Below are 14,862 nucleotides of genomic sequence, written 5' to 3'. Positions count from 1 at the left end.
CCGGCACAACGCGCCACAGCGTGTTCGGTCGCGCGGCGGAGTCTCGGAACGGGCGGGCGGGGCCGACGTTTGCGCTGACAGAGCGTGGCAATACCGCTCACGCCCTCCCCGACACGATCCCCGATGCCGACGCCTCCCTCCCGCCCGAGCGGATCGCCCGACCCCGCCTCGACCCTGTGGATCCTGATGCTCGGGACGGCCCTCGTCGCCCTGACGGTCGCCCAGCCCCGCCGGGGCGCGGGCGCGCCCCCCGCGACACCCGGCCGAGAGCCGGAGCCGGCGCGGCAGACGACGCGCAAGACCAACGGCTCGGGCGGGGCGCGCTCCATCGAGGGCCACGCCGCCCGGCTCATCGCGGCGACCCAGCCGGAGCGCGGCCGGCACGCCGACCACCCGGCGGAGATCCCCGCCGCCGGGTGGCGGGACATCGCCGTCCGCGTCTACCTGGAATTCGTGAAGGACCGGGTGCTGGCGGTGGCCGCGGGCGTGACCTTCTACACCCTGCTCTCCCTGTTCCCCGGCATCGCCGCCCTCGTCACGCTCTACGGCCTGTTCGCCGACGCCAGCGTGATCAACGACCACCTCGCCCAGCTCCACGCGGTGCTGCCGACGGGGGCGGTGGAGATCGTCGGCGATCAGGTGAAGCGCATCGCCTCCAAGCCCAGCGGCACCCTGGGGCTCACCTTCTTCACCAGCCTGCTGATCTCGATCTGGAGCGCGAACGCCGCCATGAAGGCGATGTTCGATGCGCTGAACGTGGTCTACGAGGAGGAAGAGAAGCGCAACTTCTTCATGCTCAACCTGCGCTCCCTCACCTTCACGGTCGGGGCGCTGATCTTCATCGTCATCGCCCTCAACGCCATCGTCGTGGTGCCGGTGGTGTTCAACTTCCTCGGCCTCGGCGCCGAGGCGTGGCTGATCGCGGCCCTGCGCTGGCCGGGCCTGCTCCTCGTGATCCTCGGGGCGCTGTCGGTCCTCTACCGCTTCGGCCCGAGCCGGGAGCATGCCCGCTGGCGCTGGGTCGGGGTCGGCAGCCTCGTGGCGGGTCTGCTCTGGCTCGTCGCCTCCCTGCTCTTCTCTTGGTACGTGTCGAACTTCGGCACCTACAACGAGACCTACGGGTCCCTCGGAGCGGTGATCGGCTTCATGACCTGGATCTGGATCTCCTCGACGATTGTCCTCGTCGGCGGGGAGATCAACGCCGAGATCGAGCACCAGACCGGGCGCGACACCACCACCGGCATGCCCCTGCCGCTGGGCGTTCGCCGGGCGCGGATGGCGGACACGGTGGGGGCGCCGGCCTGACGCGGGACGGGGCGCTCCCTATATGGGCGGGGAAGGAGAATCCCATGTCCGACAGCACCACCGCCACCCCCGAGGCCCTCAGCGACGACGAGTGGCGCTCCCGCCTCAGCGCCGACCAGTACCGGGTGCTGCGCGAGCACGGCACCGAGCGGGCGGGCACGTCCTGCCTGCTGGCCGAGAAGCGGGCCGGCACCTTCGCCTGCGCCGGCTGCGGCCAGCCCCTGTTCGAGCAGGGCACCAAGTACGAGTCCGGCACCGGCTGGCCGAGCTTCTTCGCCCCCCTCGAAGGGGCGGTGGAGACGACCCGCGACCGCAGCTTCGGCATGGTCCGCACGGAGGTCCACTGCGCCCGCTGCAAGGGGCATCTCGGCCACGTCTTCGAGGACGGCCCGGCCCCGACCGGCCTGCGCTACTGCATGAACGGCGCCGCCATGGCCTTCGAACCGGCCTGACGGGACCGGCCGGCAAACCGGCCCGCGGAGCGGGGATCATGGGGAAAGACCGCCCCGCCCCCCGCCCGCCACCGCCCTCCGGACTTGATTTCGGCGTCATTATGCGTAGTCGCTCTACACACTGGGGTTGTCGTCAATCGTGAGTGACGGAGAGGTACAGTCCGGTCCGAGTTCTCCGCCGCGGCGTGAAGTTCGAGACCCACCTTTCCGTTCGCTCGACTTGCCCTCAACTCGGTGCGTCGAAGGTGACCGGACCAATCGGTCGTTTCCAGGCGTATCGCCGGACCGGGCGTGAGGAGTGAAGCAAGCCATGAGCACAATCCGCAGGTTCCTCGTCGCGCCGGCCCTCGTCCGCCTCATCCGCAAGGAGCGGGGGAGCAGCCGGATCACCGAGGGCCATTTCGCCCCGCAGGGCGGCCGCAACTCCTTCGTCCGGGTGGACGGGCAGGCCTGTCAGCTCGTCCTCGTGAACAACGGGGTCGAGGAGCGCACGGACGTGCCGCGCGCCCACGGTGACGCCCTCCTCGACGTCTGCCCCGGCAAGGCCGCCTACGACCGCACGACCCTGGCCGCCGGCGGCCGGGAGATCGTCATCGACCGTTACGTGTCCCCCGGCGCCCTCGATCTGGCGAGCATCACCTTCGACGACGAGGACCAGGCCGCCGCCTTCCCCGCGCCCACGTGGTTCGGCCGGGAGGTGACGAGCGAGCCCGCCTTCGATCGCGCCGCCCTCGCGATCCAGGGCGTCCCGGCGGTGGGCGAGATGTCCCTGAGCAACGCCGCCCTCGACGCGGTGCTCGACCTGATCGAGCCGCGCTTCGGCTTCGGCCGCTACGGCTCGCCCACGCGCTCGACCGAGGCCATGGACGGCCTCGCGGGGGCCCTGCGCCGCCCGGCCACCGCCACCACGCCGCTCCCCGAGGCCCCGCGCCCGGCCCCCGAGCCGGAGATCCTCGCGCCCGCCCCCGTGCCCCCCGCCCCCGCGCCGGCCCCCGCCGTGGCGGAGGCCCCGGCGCCCGAGCCGGAGCGGCACGAGCCCAGCCCGGCCGAGGAGCCGCGCGAGGTCGCGCCCCATGCCGAGCATCGGGCCGAGCAGACCCCCGCCGCCGCGGTCGGGACCCCGGCCGAGGCCGTCCACGGCGACGCGCGGATCGACGACGTGATCGAGAGCCTGTCCGCGGCACTCGGCGCGGCGATCCACCAGAACCCGGCCCAGGCCGAGAAGCAGGAGGATCCGGGCGCGGTGTTCGAGCGCTGGACGGTGCGCCCCCGCCGCACCCAGACCCAGGGCTGAGAGCCCGGCGAACGGGTCGGGTCCGGCGCGGGGACGCGCCGGACCGTCAGTTCCGGATGACCACCGCCGCCCCACCGTAATTCCGGGCGAGGCTGAAGAGCGTCGCCGCATGGCCGGGCGAGAGGCGGATGCAGCCATGGCTCGCCCGCCGCCCGAGGGCGCCGGTGGCATAGGTCCCGTGGATGGCATAGCCGCCGCGGAAGAACATGGCGTGCGGCATCGGCGAGCCGTGATATTTGCGCGAGCGCCACATCGTGGCCATGCGCCCGACCCGGTAGGCGCCGGTCGGGGTGACGAAGCCCCGCCGGGCGGTCGAGACCGGCCATTCATAGGCCGGCATCCCATCGACATAGACCTGCATGCGCTGGTGCGACTGGTCGATCCGGGCGACGACGCCCGCCGTCGCGGGGAGGGCCGGCAGGGCGCAGGCCAGGGCGGCGCCGAGCAGGCCGGCGCGGAGATGGGATGTCCTCGACAAGGGCGGTCACCGGGGGCTGTCGCTGGGGCCGCCGCGGCGCGATCCGGCGCGGTCGCGGCTCCGCGCGGCCCGGATACAACCTGACCGATCGGCGCGGCCGTGAAGACTGTGGGAAGTCCGGGATCGACAGGAATTTGTCATGCCGGACTTGGGTGGGACTACGGAGACGGCGTTGAGAAGCCCGGGAAAGCCGGATAGCGTGCCGGCCCGGGGGAGGCGCGAAGGATCGCGCGAGAGGTAGAGACAATGGCCCAGGCGATCCACGCGACGGGGGGAGGCACGGTCACCGCTCCGAAAGAGCCGTGGTACAAGGTGCTCTATATTCAGGTGCTGATCGCGATCGCCCTCGGCATCCTGCTGGGCTGGTACGATCCGGCCACCGGCAAGTCGCTGAAATGGCTCGGCGACGCGTTCATCGCGCTCATCAAGATGATGATCGCGCCCATCATCTTCTGCACCATCGTCCACGGCATCGCCTCGATCGGCGACCTGAAGAAGGTCGGCCGGGTCGGTCTCAAGGCGCTCGTCTACTTCGAGGTCGTGTCCACCCTCGCGCTGCTCATCGGCATCTTCGTGGGTGAGGTGATCCAGCCGGGCGCCGGCTTCCATGCCGACCCGTCGAAGCTCGATGCGAGCAAGGTCGCGACCTACGCGAGCAAGGCCGCCGCGGACTCCACCGTCGCCCACATCATGGCGCTGATCCCGAAGAGCTTCTTCGACGCCTTCGCCACCGGCGACCTGCTGCAGGTGCTGCTCGTCTCGATCCTGACCGGCTGCGTCGTCACCGGCCTGGGCGAGAAGGCCGCCGGCGTCGCCAGCGCCATCGACACCGCCGGGCAGATCTTCTTCCGCATCATCGGCATCATCGTGAAGCTGGCGCCGCTCGGCGCCTTCGGCGCCATGGCCTTCACCATCGGCGAGTACGGCATCCAGAAGGTCTACGACCTCGGCCAGCTGGTGGCGACGTTCTACCTGACCTCGCTGCTCTTCGTGCTCGTGGTCCTCGGCACCATCGCGCGGATGGCCGGCTTCTCGATCCTGAAGTTCCTGGCCTTCATCAAGGACGAGCTCCTGATCGTGCTCGGCACCTCCTCCTCCGAGACGGTGCTGCCGCACATGATGACCAAGATGCGCCGCCTCGGCGCATCGGACTCGGTCGTCGGCCTCGTGGTGCCGACCGGGTACTCGTTCAACCTCGACGGCACCAACATCTACATGACGCTCACCACCCTCTTCCTCGCGCAGGCGGTGGGGGCGGACCTGTCGATCGGCCAGTACGCGACGATCATCCTCGTGGCGATGCTGACCTCGAAGGGCGCCTCGGGCGTCACGGGGGCGGGCTTCATCACCCTGGCGGCGACCCTTTCGGCCATCCCGAACAACCCGGTCCCGGTCGCCGCGATGACCCTGGTGCTCGGCATCGACAAGTTCATGTCCGAGTGCCGGGCGCTCACCAACCTCGTGGGCAACGGCGTCGCCTGCGTGGTCGTCGCCCGGTGGGAGGGCGAGCTGGACCGCGACAAGCTCAACGAGGTGATGGCCAACCCGATCGCCATCGGCACCGCGGTGACGGACAACACCCCCGCCCCGATGCGCACCGATCCCAAGGTCGCCGCGGCCGAGTGATGCGTCCGGAGGCCCGGCTCGGCATCGACCTCGGCGGCACGAAGATCGCCGGGGTCGTCCTCGACCACGGCGGACGTCGCCTCGCCGAGGCCCGCGTGCCGGCCCCGCGGGGCGATTACGGCGCCACCCTCGGGGCCGTGGCCGACCTCGTCCTGCGCCTGGAGGGGCAGGCGGGGCGCGGGTGCAGCGTCGGCATCGGCATGCCGGGCAGCCTGTCGCCCGCCACCGGCCTCGTGCGCAACGCCAACTCCCACTGGCTGAACGGCCGCCCGTTCGGGGCCGACCTCGCCGCGCGGCTCGGCCGCCCGGTGCGGATCGCCAACGATGCCGACTGCCTCGCCGTCTCCGAGGCGACGGACGGGGCGGGGGCGGGGGCCCGGGTGGTCTGGGCTATCATCCTCGGCACGGGCGTCGGCTCCGGCCTCGCCATCGAGGGGCGGCTCCATGCCGGCCGCAACGGCATCGCCGGGGAATGGGGCCACGGCCCGCTGCCCGGCCCAGGCGACGACGAGCGGCCGGGCCCGGCCTGCTATTGCGGCCGGCGGGGCTGCGTCGAGACCTGGGTCTCGGGCCCCTCGCTCGCCGCCGACCACGCCCGGCGCCACGGCGGCACGCCGACCGCCGAGGCCGTGGTGACGGCCGCACGCGGCGGCGACGCGGCGGCGCGGGAGACCCTGGCGCTTCATCTCGACCGCCTCGGCCGCGCGGCGGCGCAGGTGGTGAACGTCCTCGATCCGGACGTGATCGTGGTCGGGGGCGGGCTCTCGCGCATCCCCGAGCTGATCGCCGGCCTGCCGGACGCCATGCGCCCGCACATCTTCTCCGACGCGTTCGACACCCCCGTCCGCGCCAGCCTGCACGGCGACGATTCCGGCGTGCGCGGGGCGGCGTGGCTGTGGGGCACCGAGACGGTGTGAAAGAGGGTGCTCCGGGGTGCGGGCTCCCCTCTCCCCGCCTGCGGGGAGAGGCCCGTTTGCACCTCGTCGTGCAAACGGGAAGCGGAGGCGAAGCCGGAGCGACGGTGAGGGGGCTCCCCGCAAGAGGCTCATCCGGCGCCCCCCTCACCATCGGCTGCCGCCTCGCTGCGACGACGACAGGGTCGTCGCAGCCCTCTCCCCGCCAGCAGGGAGAGGGGATGCTGGCGGCCCCGCCTCAGCCCAGGTCGTAGACCTTCGCCAGCTCAGGGTCCTTGGCGGCCACGAGCTTGGCGAGGTCGACGATGACCTTGGCCTGCTTCCAGGTGGCGTCGTCCTGCATCTTGCCGTCGAGCATCACGGCACCGGTGCCGTCGGGCATGGCGGCGACGATGCGGGCCGCGAAGGAGACCTCGGCGGGATCGGGGGCGAAGACCTTCTTGGCCAGCGCCACCTGGCTCGGATGCAGCGTCCAGGCCCCGGCGCAGCCCATCAGGAAGGCGTTGCGGAACTGCACCTCGCAGGCCGCCAGATCGGAGAAGTCGCCGAACGGGCCGTAGAAGGCCTTGATGCCGTTCGCCATGCAGGCATCGACCATGCGGGCGATGGTGTAGTGCCACAGGTCCTGTTGGGCGCTGGCGCGGGGTGCGTCGCCGGCCGGGTCGGCGATGACCCGGTAATCCGGATGGCCGCCGCCGACACGGGTGGTCTTCATGCCCCGCGAGGCCGCGAGGTCGGCCGGGCCGAGGCTCATGCCGTGCATCCGCGGCGAGGCGCAGGCGATGGCATCGACGTTGGCGACGCCCTCGGCGGTCTCGAGGATGGCGTGGACGAGGATCGGCTTCGTCACCCCGTGCCGCGCCTCGAGCTGGGCGAGAAGCTGGTCGATGTAGTGGATGTCCCACGGCCCCTCGACCTTGGGCACCATCACGACGTCGAGCTTGTCGCCGACCTCCGCCACGATGGTGAACAGGTCGTCCAGAATCCACGGGGAATTCAGGGCGTTGATCCGGGTCCAGAGGCCCGTGCCGGTGGCGGCGAAGTCCGTGGCCTGGGCCATGGCCACGAAGCCCTTGCGCGCGGCCTCCTTCTGGTCGGCGGGCACCGCGTCCTCGAGGTTGCCGAGCACCACATCGACGGTGCCGGCGAGTTCCGGCACCCGAGCGCGGACCTTGTCGTTGTGGGGCGGCACGAAGTGGATCATCCGCTCCAGCTTCACCGGCAGGTCCCGGAAGGGGGCCGGCGCGCCGGTGGCGAGGGGCTGGAAGAAGCGGCGGGGCAATTTCATCGGCTGGCCTTCGGCTCTGGCGTTCCTCGTCCTGGCGTTATGGCACTCGGGCCGTTCAGGTAAAGGCGTGCTTTCGTCCTGTAACGTTTTGTGTCCTCGGCCCTTCCACCGTTGCGGTCGGGCCGGGGGGGCCTATTCTCCCGCCCATGAACGAGGGCATCACGCTCGCCATCGTCGAGGACGATCCCGAGATCCGGGCGCTGCTCGGCGGATTTCTGGAGGGGGAGGGTTTCCGCGTCGAGAGCCTCGACGGGGGCGCCGCCCTGGACCGGCGGCTCGCGCAGGGGCCGGCGCCGGACCTGATCGTGCTCGACTGGATGCTGCCGGGGGAGGACGGCCTGTCGATCTGCCGCCGCCTGCGCGAGAGCGGTGGCCCGCCCATCGTGATGCTGACCGCCAAGGACGAGGACATCGACCGGGTGCTCGGCCTGGAGATGGGGGCGGACGACTACGTGTCGAAGCCGTTCAACCCGCGGGTGCTGCTGGCCCGGATCCGGGCGGTGCTGCGGCGGACTAGGGGTGGGGGCTCCCCCGAGGAAGCGACGCCGCAGGAGCGCCTGCGGGTGGCCGACCTCGTGGTCGATCCGGCGGCCCGCTCGGTCCACGCCGCGGCGGAGGGCGCGGGGGCGCGGGAGGTCAGCCTGACCAGCGCCGAGTTCGACCTGCTGATGTGCTTCGTCACGCGGCCGCAGCGGGTCCTCTCCCGCGACCAGCTCCTCGACTGGACGCGGGGGCGCGTCGCCGACGTCTTCGACCGGACCATCGACGTTCAGGTCAGCCGCCTGCGCAAGCGCCTGGACGAGGGCGGCAGCGGCGCCTCCGCGCTCATCAAGACGGTGCGCAACGCCGGCTACATCCTGGCCGCCCCCGTCCGCCCGGCCTGATCCGATGCTGAGCCGCATCGGCCTCCTCGGCCGGATCATGCTGATCCTCATGGCCGCCCTCGGCGCGGTGATCGTCGCCGCCGTCACCATCGGGCGGATCGAGCGCACGAACGTCCACGCCACGCAGGCCGCACCCTATCCCCGGCTGGAGCAGGCGGCGGGGGTGATCGACCTCGTGACCCGCACCGGGCCGGACCTGCGGCCCACCATCCTGCGCGCGGTGAGCGGCATCCGCCTGAGGGCGACGATCCAGGACGCCGTGCCCCCGGAGGAGGCCGGGATGCGGCGGATGCCCCGGGCGGAGGCGATGCTGCGTGCCTTCTCGGAGGTGATGCCGCGGGCGGATCCGGGACGCGACGACGGTCTGCGCGCCTATGCCGACGGGGAGAGCGCGGGCACGGGGTGGCGCCCCGTGCGGATCGTCGCCCGCCTCGCGGACGGCCACGTCCTCGTCCTCGACGAGCTGGACACGCCGCGGCCCATCACCCTGCAGCTGTTCGGGCTGGCCCCGGGCCTGTGGATCGGCATCCTCGGCATCGCCGTGGCGGGGCTCGCCCTCCTCGGGGCGCAGCGGGAGATGCGGCCCCTGCGCCGGCTGAGCGCGACGGCCGAGGCCTTCGACGGTTCGCCCCCCCAGGGCCCCGTCCCGGTCTCGGGGGCGCCGGACGTCCAGCGCCTCGCCCGGTCGGTCCATGCCATGCAGGAGCGTGTGGCGGCCCTGCTGCAGGAACGCTCGTTCCTGATCGGCGCCATCTCGCACGACCTCAAGACCTACCTGACGCGGCTGCGCCTGCGCGCCGAATCCTGGCCGGACGCGCAGGGCCGCGCCCGCATGGCCGCCGACATCGACGGGATGACCGACCTGATCGAGACCTCCCTCGCCTTCGCCCGCGGCACCACCGTCTCGCAGATCCGGGGGCGGGTCGACCTCGCCGACCTCGCGGCGGTGGAGGCGGCGGAGCGCTCGGCCCTGGGCCAGCCCGTCACCCTGGTGGGGGAGGAGGTGGCCGAGGCGAGCGTGCCGGGGGATGCGGTGGCCCTGCGCCGGGTGATCGCCAACCTGTTGGACAACGCGGTGAAGTTCGGCCGCGGCCGGGTCGAGCTCGCCGTGGAGGCGGGGGCCGGGACGTGCAGCCTCAGGGTGGAGGATGACGGCCCCGGGGTCGGCACCGCCGAGGCGGCGGCGATCTTCAGCCCGTTCTACCGGATCGAGGGGTCCCGCAACCGCCGCACGGGCGGCAGCGGCCTCGGCCTCGCCATCGCCCGGCAGATCGCCGAGGCCCATGGCGGCACCATCGCCGTCTGCCCCGGGCGCCTGGGTGGCGCCTGCTTCACGCTCACCCTGCCGCGGACGGCCGGCTGAGGCGGTCGCCCCCGGCGAGGGGCGCGCCGAGCGGGGCGGGGGCGACGGGCGCCCCCGGTGTCGCCCGTACCTCGTCGCGCCGCGGAGCCCCGTTCAGATCAGGCGCCGCACCGCCTCCGCGAACGCCTCCGGCGCCTCCTGGGGGACGTTGTGGCCGACGCGCGGCACGCGGCGGTAGCGGTAGGGGCCGCTGAAGCGCCCGGCATCGCCGTCGTCGGAGGTCGGCGGGAACACGCCGCCGTCGCTGCCTTCGAGGACGATGGTCGGCACGCCGATCCGCGGCTGCGCGGCCAGGCGCTCCTCGATCGCCGCATAGGCGGGATCGCCGGGCACCACCCCGTAGCGGACCCGGTAGGAGTGGATCACCACCTCCACGAAGTCCGGGTTGTCGAAGGAGGCGGCGGTGCGGGCGAGCGTCGCCGCGTCGAACTCCCAGTGCGGCGACCATTGCCGCCAGAGCAGCCCGGCGATCCCGGCCCGGTTCTCCGTCAGCCCCGCGCGGCCGCGCTCCGTGTGGAAGTAATATTGGTACCAGAGCCGGCATTCGGCCTCGGGCGCGGCCGGGCGCTGGGACCGGGCCACGTCGTGCAGGTTGTATCCGCTGCCGCAGGAGACCAGCCCCCGCGCCCGCTCGGGCCACAGGGCCGCGACCACGCAGGCCGCGCGACCGCCCCAATCGTAGCCGGCGAGCACCGCCTGCCCGATCCCGAGGGCGTCGAGGAAGGCGAGGAGGTCGGCGCCGAGGGCCGCCTGCTCGCCGGAGCGGGGCGTGGCGGGGTCGAGGAAGCGGGTCGGCCCGTAGCCGCGCAGGGACGGCACGAGGCAGCGCACGCCGTCCGCGGCGAGCCGTTCCGCCGCGGGCAGGCAGGCGTGGACGTCGTAGGGGAAGCCGTGGAGCAGGATCGCGGGCGGCCCGTCCGTCGGCCCCGTCTCCCAGTAGGCGATGTCGAGGACGCCCGCGCGGACGTGCTTCGGGGCACCGGCTTCGGCCATGTCCACTCGCTCCTCCCGGCCGATCCCCCGCGGGATCGCAGGCCTTTCGCGTCGCACAGGCTTGCCGGCCCTGTCCAGCGCCCGACCTAGGCGGTGATTCTTGGCGTGGGAGACGGGTGACGATGGGGCTCATGGACGGGGTGAAGAACGTGCTCGGCGACCTCGCGGCGGCGACGGAACGGACCATCGCGGAGGTGGGCGGCCAGAACATCCCCATGGCGTTCGCGAAGTTCTACCCCGGCGGCCTCGCCGGGTTCCTCGACCGCCTGCGGGAGAACGGCCACGGGTCGGAGGTGGATACGTGGTTGCAGGGCCGGGATCCGCGCCCGGTGCCCGCCGGGGCGATCGAGGCCTGCCTGCCGGAGCCCGTCGCCGAGGGCATGGCCCGGGATCTCTCCCTGTCCCGGGAGCGCCTGGGCACGGCCCTGGCCGAGTTCCTGCCCGCGACGGTGGCGGGGGCCAGCGAGGGCGGTCGCCTCACGCCGCAGCCGGTCTTCTCCAGCACGCAGGTGGTGGGCAAGGCCGCCGGCTGACGCCGCAAAACGCCCATGGCGGCCCCGGGGGGGCCGCCATGGGATGAGGGGCCGGTTCCGCTCAGTTGCTGGCGAGCTGGGACATCGGGTCCACCGGGGCGCCGCTCTTGCGGATCTCGAAGTGCAGCTGCGGCGAGGTCACGTTGCCGGACGCGCCGGACTTGGCGATGGTCTGGCCGCGCTTGACCTTGTCGCCGGGCTTCACGTCCAACTCGCCGTTGTGGGCGTAGGCCGAGACGTAGCCGTTGGAGTGCCGCACCAGCACCAGCTTGCCGTATCCCTTCACGTCGGAGCCGGCATAGGCGACGGTTCCGTCCTCGGCGGCCTTGACCGGCGTGCCCTCGGGCAGGGCGATGTTGATGCCCTCGTTGCCCGATGCGCCGTAGCCGGCGATCACCCGGCCCTTCGCCGGCCAGCGGAAGTTGTCGGCACTGGCCTGCGCCGCCACGGAGCCGGTGGCCGCGGGCTCGGCCTTGGCCGGCTCGGCCTTGGCGACCTCGGCCTTGGCCGATGCCTTGGCGGTCTCGGCCTTCGCCACGTCGGCCTTCGCCACGTCGGCCTTGGCGGCCTTCTCGGCGGCAGCCTGCTTGGCCGTCTCCCTGGCCGCGTCGTTGGCGGCGTCACGGGCCGCCTTGGCTTCGGCGAGCTTCTGGACCGCCTCGGCCTTGGCCGCGGTCTTGGCGGCCTCCTTGGCCTCGTCGCGGGCCTTCTCGGCCTTGTCGGCCTTGGCGTCGGCGGTCTTCACCGTCTGGCCGGGGCGGACGTGCTTCTTGTCGGAGTCCTTCACCGCGGCGAGCTTGCGCGCCTTCTCCTCGGCGGCCTTGGCCTCCGCAGCCTTCCGGGTGGCGAGGTCCTTGGCCTCCTGGGCCTTGGCCTCGCGGGCCTCCTTCTCACGGGCCTCCTTGGCCTCCTTCTCCCTGGCGGCGAGGCGCTTGGCCTCCTGCGCCTTGGTCTCCTGAGCCTTGGCTTCCTGGGCCTTGGCTTCCTGAGCCCTGGCATCCCGCTCGCGGGCCTGCTTGGCCTCGAGCACCTTGGCATCCTCGCGCTTCTCCTCGACGGCGCGCGCGGGGCGGGCGGTCATGGCGGCGGCGGAGGGGTTGAGGCCGGAGACGGCGTTGTAGGCGGGGATCACCAGCTCGCGCCCGGGGGTCACTTGGCTGGCGCTGGTGAGGCCGTTGGCCTGCAGGATCGCCGCGGCGGGCACGCCGTAGCGGGTCGCCATCTGGTTCAGGCTGTCGTTCTTCGAGACCGTGATGCGGGTGCCGCCCTGGGCACTCCATCCGGTCGAGCCGACGGAGGCGACCCGCGTGGGCGAGGCGGCGGCGGGCGGCGGCAGCGTGCTCGCCACCGGAGCCGGCCGGCCCGCGCCGGGCGCCCCGAGGGCCTCGGACTGGATCCGCCCGGTCCGCAGGGGGGCCACCGGCTTCACGTCGTCATCCGGGAGGCTGCCGGTGGCGGCAGGCTCCGAAAACGGATTGGTGAACGGGCTGTTCAGTCGCGACGCGTCGGACGAACACGCCGCCGCACCGCCACCGATGATCCCGACGAGGGCGACGCGGGACAGCGTCCGAAACCCTCTGACCGCTCCACGCACCCGCATCGACGCACCCGTCAGCACAACGCTACCTGATGCCGTCATGAAGCCGGATTCAGGTTAAGCAACCGTTCCTGTTCACCATAGAGACGGCCCGGAAACGCCCGATTCACCCTCGGGCGGGGGGTCTCGCCACAGGGGGCGGGAACGATCGGAGCCCGCCGTCACGGCCGGGCCGGGGCCGCGCCTTCCCGGCGTCGGCCTGCACCCCACATCGATGCGATGTTCAACCTGTCCTTGCAGCGCGACAGCCTCGCCGACCTGCCCCGCCTCGAGACCGAACGGCTGGCGATCGGTGCCCTGCGGCCGGAGGATGCCTGCGCCCTGCGCCACCTCACCGACGATCCGGCGATCACCGGCGCGGTCGATTTCCTGCCCGATCCCTTCACCCTGGACGATGCCAGGGACCTGATCCGCGGCGGCAACCGGGACGGCGACCGTTTCCTCGGGGTCTGGACCCGGGGGGAGGGCGGGGCGGCCCTCGTCGGCGTGGTGGGCGCACACCTGCGGGGGCAGGGCGCCATCGAGATCGGCTACTGGGTCGGCGGCGCGGCGCGGGGGCGCGGCTTCGCCTTCGAAGCGGTCGCGGCCCTCGTCGGCCTGCTCGTCCGGCGCTTTCCCGCCCGCACCCTGGTGGCGGAGTGCCGCCCGGCGAACACCGCCTCCTGGGGGCTCCTGCGCAAGCTCGGTTTCGCGGATACGGGCGAGGAGGGCCACCGCCCCGGCCGGCGCCTGCTCTGCCTCGTCCGCGCATGAGCCCGAACGACAAAACCCCGGACCATCGGCCCGGGGTTTCGTCGTCGCGGTCGCGTCGGCGATCAGAAGGTGATGCCGGTCTCCACCATGTAGCGGTCCTGCGAGGTCTTGTTGCCGTCGCGGCCGAAGCCGGAGCCCAGGGTGCCGTCGGCGAGGCTGCCGCGGGTGATGCCGCCGAGTTCGACGTGGGCGTATTCCACCCGCAGGAAGTACCGGTCCCAGGTGAAGGTCGGCGTGATGGTGAAGGAGAAGGCGTTGCTGCCCGCACCGTAGAGGAGGCTCGTGGTGCCCGAGCCGCGCACGCCGGACTGCTCCTCGTACTCCACGCGGCCGGCGAGGGAGAAGTTGTCGGTGAAGGAATAGGCCGCCAGCAGCGCGCCGCCATACGTCGAGGCGCTGTTGAAGATGCCGGCGCGGGGGTCGGCCTCGACGTTCGTGAACTGGAAGTACGGCGTGACGATCCACGGGCCGTTCGAGTAGGTGTAGTTGATGTTGAAGATGCCGCTGTTCTGCTGGAAGACCGGCGTGGCGAACTGGTAACGGGCGCTGCGGGCGAAGACGTTCTGGCTGCCGAGGTTGAGGCCGCCGTTGACGCCGACCGTGTTCGAGTCGTCGATCTTGTAGGCGACGCTGCCGGTGAACCATGTGATGTCGCCGGCGAAGAACCCGTCGGTCCCGGCCACGGAGACCGACCACGGGCCATCGGCCCAGTTCAGCTGGACGCCCTGGTTGATCACGTTCTCCTGCGCGAACAGCAGGCCGCGGTTGATGTTCAGGTTCTGGAAGGTGAAGGGCGCCTCGGAGCCGATGAGGGTCGGCATGCGGCCGCCCTGGAGCGACCATTGGTCAGTGAACTGGATCTTGCCGAAGGCGACCGGCAGGGGCGTGAACAGCAGGTCGGTCTGCGCGATGGAGCCGACATTCGCCACGCCGAGGCCCGGGATGGCGTAGCCGCCGCCCTGAACGAAGAACTGGAACATGCCCTCGGGCTTCTGGATCCAGCCCTGGAGGTTCGAGAAGTCGAACCGGGCGGAACGGTCCCGCTCGTTCGGGGCGGCCGGGGTGGCGAAGTTCGAGAACGGGTTGCTCTGCACGTAACCGTAGCCGGTCAGCGCGCCGCCGACGTAGATGTCGCCGAGCGGACCCGCCGCGAAGCAGGTCGGGTTCGGGTTGGCCTTGATCACGCCGTTGAAGGCCGGGCCGATCAGCGTCGCCTTGCAGGGCTCGGCCGGGGCCGGCACCGGCGCAGGTGCCGCGAGATCGGCGGCGAGGACAGCCGTGGAGGAGAGCAGCGCGGCCGCCAGCCCCGCCAGAGTTGAACGCTTCGCCATGTGTCTCGCCGCCCGGTTCGAAAATTCCACGGTCAAGCTGCCATCATGTGC

The 14,862-nt window shown here is 72.2% G+C and carries 14 protein-coding genes; 9 read left to right on the top strand and 5 right to left on the bottom strand.

The features are described 5' to 3' along the window. The first annotated feature begins 123 nt into the window (after window positions 1-123). The 3 genes from MKK53_RS12030 (at window position 124) to MKK53_RS12020 (ending at window position 3,051) form a co-directional block, all read left to right on the top strand. Window positions 124-1,305, top strand: a complete 1,182-nt coding sequence (locus MKK53_RS12030; RefSeq protein WP_243928930.1) for a YihY/virulence factor BrkB family protein — start codon at window positions 124-126, stop codon at window positions 1,303-1,305. Between the two features lie 44 nt (window positions 1,306-1,349). Next, a complete protein-coding gene (msrB, locus tag MKK53_RS12025; RefSeq protein WP_243928929.1) occupies window positions 1,350-1,757 on the top strand; it encodes a peptide-methionine (R)-S-oxide reductase MsrB in 408 nt (135 codons plus the stop codon). Window positions 1,758-2,067: 310 nt separating this feature from the next. Beyond that, window positions 2,068-3,051 carry a hypothetical protein gene (locus MKK53_RS12020; RefSeq protein ID WP_243928928.1) on the top strand — a complete coding sequence of 328 codons (984 nt, stop codon included), beginning with the start codon at window positions 2,068-2,070 and terminating at the stop codon, window positions 3,049-3,051. Window positions 3,052-3,097: 46 nt separating this feature from the next. Here MKK53_RS12020 and MKK53_RS12015 read toward each other — a convergent pair whose 3' ends face one another. Next, the gene (locus MKK53_RS12015) at window positions 3,098-3,529 is read right to left on the bottom strand and encodes a L,D-transpeptidase (RefSeq protein ID WP_243928927.1); all 432 of its coding nucleotides are present in this window, start codon (window positions 3,527-3,529) and stop codon (window positions 3,098-3,100) included. Between the two features lie 246 nt (window positions 3,530-3,775). Here MKK53_RS12015 and MKK53_RS12010 point away from each other — a divergent pair, with 246 nt between their 5' ends. Next, entirely contained in the window at window positions 3,776-5,155 is a 1,380-nt protein-coding gene (locus MKK53_RS12010; protein WP_243928926.1) for a dicarboxylate/amino acid:cation symporter, read from the top strand. Beyond that, window positions 5,155-6,072 (top strand): ROK family protein, encoded by a 918-nt coding sequence (locus tag MKK53_RS12005; RefSeq protein ID WP_243928925.1) that lies wholly within the window; start codon window positions 5,155-5,157, stop codon window positions 6,070-6,072. Before MKK53_RS12010 ends, MKK53_RS12005 begins: the two co-directional genes overlap by 1 nt. A gap of 235 nt (window positions 6,073-6,307) precedes the next feature. On the opposite strand, the gene MKK53_RS12000 is transcribed toward MKK53_RS12005, so the two are convergent. After that, complete coding sequence (locus MKK53_RS12000) at window positions 6,308-7,357, bottom strand: HpcH/HpaI aldolase/citrate lyase family protein (RefSeq protein WP_243928924.1); 1,050 nt, start codon at window positions 7,355-7,357, stop codon at window positions 6,308-6,310. A 146-nt stretch (window positions 7,358-7,503) separates the two neighbouring features. On the opposite strand from MKK53_RS12000, the gene MKK53_RS11995 reads away from it, so the two are divergent. After that, window positions 7,504-8,241 (top strand): response regulator, encoded by a 738-nt coding sequence (locus MKK53_RS11995; RefSeq protein WP_243928923.1) that lies wholly within the window; start codon window positions 7,504-7,506, stop codon window positions 8,239-8,241. 4 nt (window positions 8,242-8,245) lie between these two features. After that, window positions 8,246-9,604, top strand: a complete 1,359-nt coding sequence (locus tag MKK53_RS11990) for a sensor histidine kinase (RefSeq protein ID WP_243928922.1) — start codon at window positions 8,246-8,248, stop codon at window positions 9,602-9,604. Window positions 9,605-9,697: 93 nt separating this feature from the next. Here the strand turns inward: MKK53_RS11990 and MKK53_RS11985 are convergent, their stop codons facing one another. After that, complete coding sequence (locus MKK53_RS11985) at window positions 9,698-10,597, bottom strand: alpha/beta fold hydrolase (RefSeq protein ID WP_243928921.1); 900 nt, start codon at window positions 10,595-10,597, stop codon at window positions 9,698-9,700. 122 nt (window positions 10,598-10,719) lie between these two features. Between MKK53_RS11985 and MKK53_RS11980 the strand changes: the two genes are divergently transcribed. Further along, on the top strand, window positions 10,720-11,130 hold the full coding sequence (locus MKK53_RS11980) for a YidB family protein (protein ID WP_243928996.1): 411 nt from the start codon (window positions 10,720-10,722) through the stop codon (window positions 11,128-11,130). Window positions 11,131-11,191: 61 nt separating this feature from the next. On the opposite strand, the gene MKK53_RS11975 is transcribed toward MKK53_RS11980, so the two are convergent. Then, entirely contained in the window at window positions 11,192-12,730 is a 1,539-nt protein-coding gene (locus tag MKK53_RS11975; protein WP_243928920.1) for a peptidoglycan DD-metalloendopeptidase family protein, read from the bottom strand. 216 nt (window positions 12,731-12,946) lie between these two features. Here MKK53_RS11975 and MKK53_RS11970 point away from each other — a divergent pair, with 216 nt between their 5' ends. Next, complete coding sequence (locus tag MKK53_RS11970; protein WP_243928919.1) at window positions 12,947-13,480, top strand: GNAT family N-acetyltransferase; 534 nt, start codon at window positions 12,947-12,949, stop codon at window positions 13,478-13,480. A 62-nt stretch (window positions 13,481-13,542) separates the two neighbouring features. Here the strand turns inward: MKK53_RS11970 and MKK53_RS11965 are convergent, their stop codons facing one another. Beyond that, complete coding sequence (locus MKK53_RS11965) at window positions 13,543-14,811, bottom strand: outer membrane beta-barrel protein (protein ID WP_243928918.1); 1,269 nt, start codon at window positions 14,809-14,811, stop codon at window positions 13,543-13,545. Window positions 14,812-14,862: the final 51 nt, after the last annotated feature.

The sequence above is a fragment of the Methylobacterium sp. J-076 genome (assembly GCF_022829405.1).
GTDB lineage: Bacteria > Pseudomonadota > Alphaproteobacteria > Rhizobiales > Beijerinckiaceae > Methylobacterium.
Note: the sequence above shows the minus strand (reverse complement) of the source record. Positions and strands in the feature narration are given on the sequence as shown.

Excerpts from the sequence above, each read along its gene's own strand:
- MKK53_RS12030 (WP_243928930.1), top strand. The coding sequence starts at position 124 with ATGCCGACGCCTCCCTCCCGCCCGAGCGGATCGCCCGACCCCGCCTCG.
- msrB (WP_243928929.1), top strand. The coding sequence starts at position 1,350 with ATGTCCGACAGCACCACCGCCACCCCCGAGGCCCTCAGCGACGACGAG.
- MKK53_RS12020 (WP_243928928.1), top strand. The coding sequence starts at position 2,068 with ATGAGCACAATCCGCAGGTTCCTCGTCGCGCCGGCCCTCGTCCGCCTC.
- MKK53_RS12010 (WP_243928926.1), top strand. The coding sequence starts at position 3,776 with ATGGCCCAGGCGATCCACGCGACGGGGGGAGGCACGGTCACCGCTCCG.
- MKK53_RS12005 (WP_243928925.1), top strand. The coding sequence starts at position 5,155 with ATGCGTCCGGAGGCCCGGCTCGGCATCGACCTCGGCGGCACGAAGATC.
- MKK53_RS12000 (WP_243928924.1), bottom strand. The coding sequence starts at position 7,357 with ATGAAATTGCCCCGCCGCTTCTTCCAGCCCCTCGCCACCGGCGCGCCG.
- MKK53_RS11995 (WP_243928923.1), top strand. The coding sequence starts at position 7,504 with ATGAACGAGGGCATCACGCTCGCCATCGTCGAGGACGATCCCGAGATC.
- MKK53_RS11990 (WP_243928922.1), top strand. The coding sequence starts at position 8,246 with ATGCTGAGCCGCATCGGCCTCCTCGGCCGGATCATGCTGATCCTCATG.
- MKK53_RS11985 (WP_243928921.1), bottom strand. The coding sequence starts at position 10,597 with ATGGCCGAAGCCGGTGCCCCGAAGCACGTCCGCGCGGGCGTCCTCGAC.
- MKK53_RS11980 (WP_243928996.1), top strand. The coding sequence starts at position 10,720 with ATGGGGCTCATGGACGGGGTGAAGAACGTGCTCGGCGACCTCGCGGCG.
- MKK53_RS11975 (WP_243928920.1), bottom strand. The coding sequence starts at position 12,730 with ATGCGGGTGCGTGGAGCGGTCAGAGGGTTTCGGACGCTGTCCCGCGTC.
- MKK53_RS11970 (WP_243928919.1), top strand. The coding sequence starts at position 12,947 with ATGTTCAACCTGTCCTTGCAGCGCGACAGCCTCGCCGACCTGCCCCGC.
- MKK53_RS11965 (WP_243928918.1), bottom strand. The coding sequence starts at position 14,811 with ATGGCGAAGCGTTCAACTCTGGCGGGGCTGGCGGCCGCGCTGCTCTCC.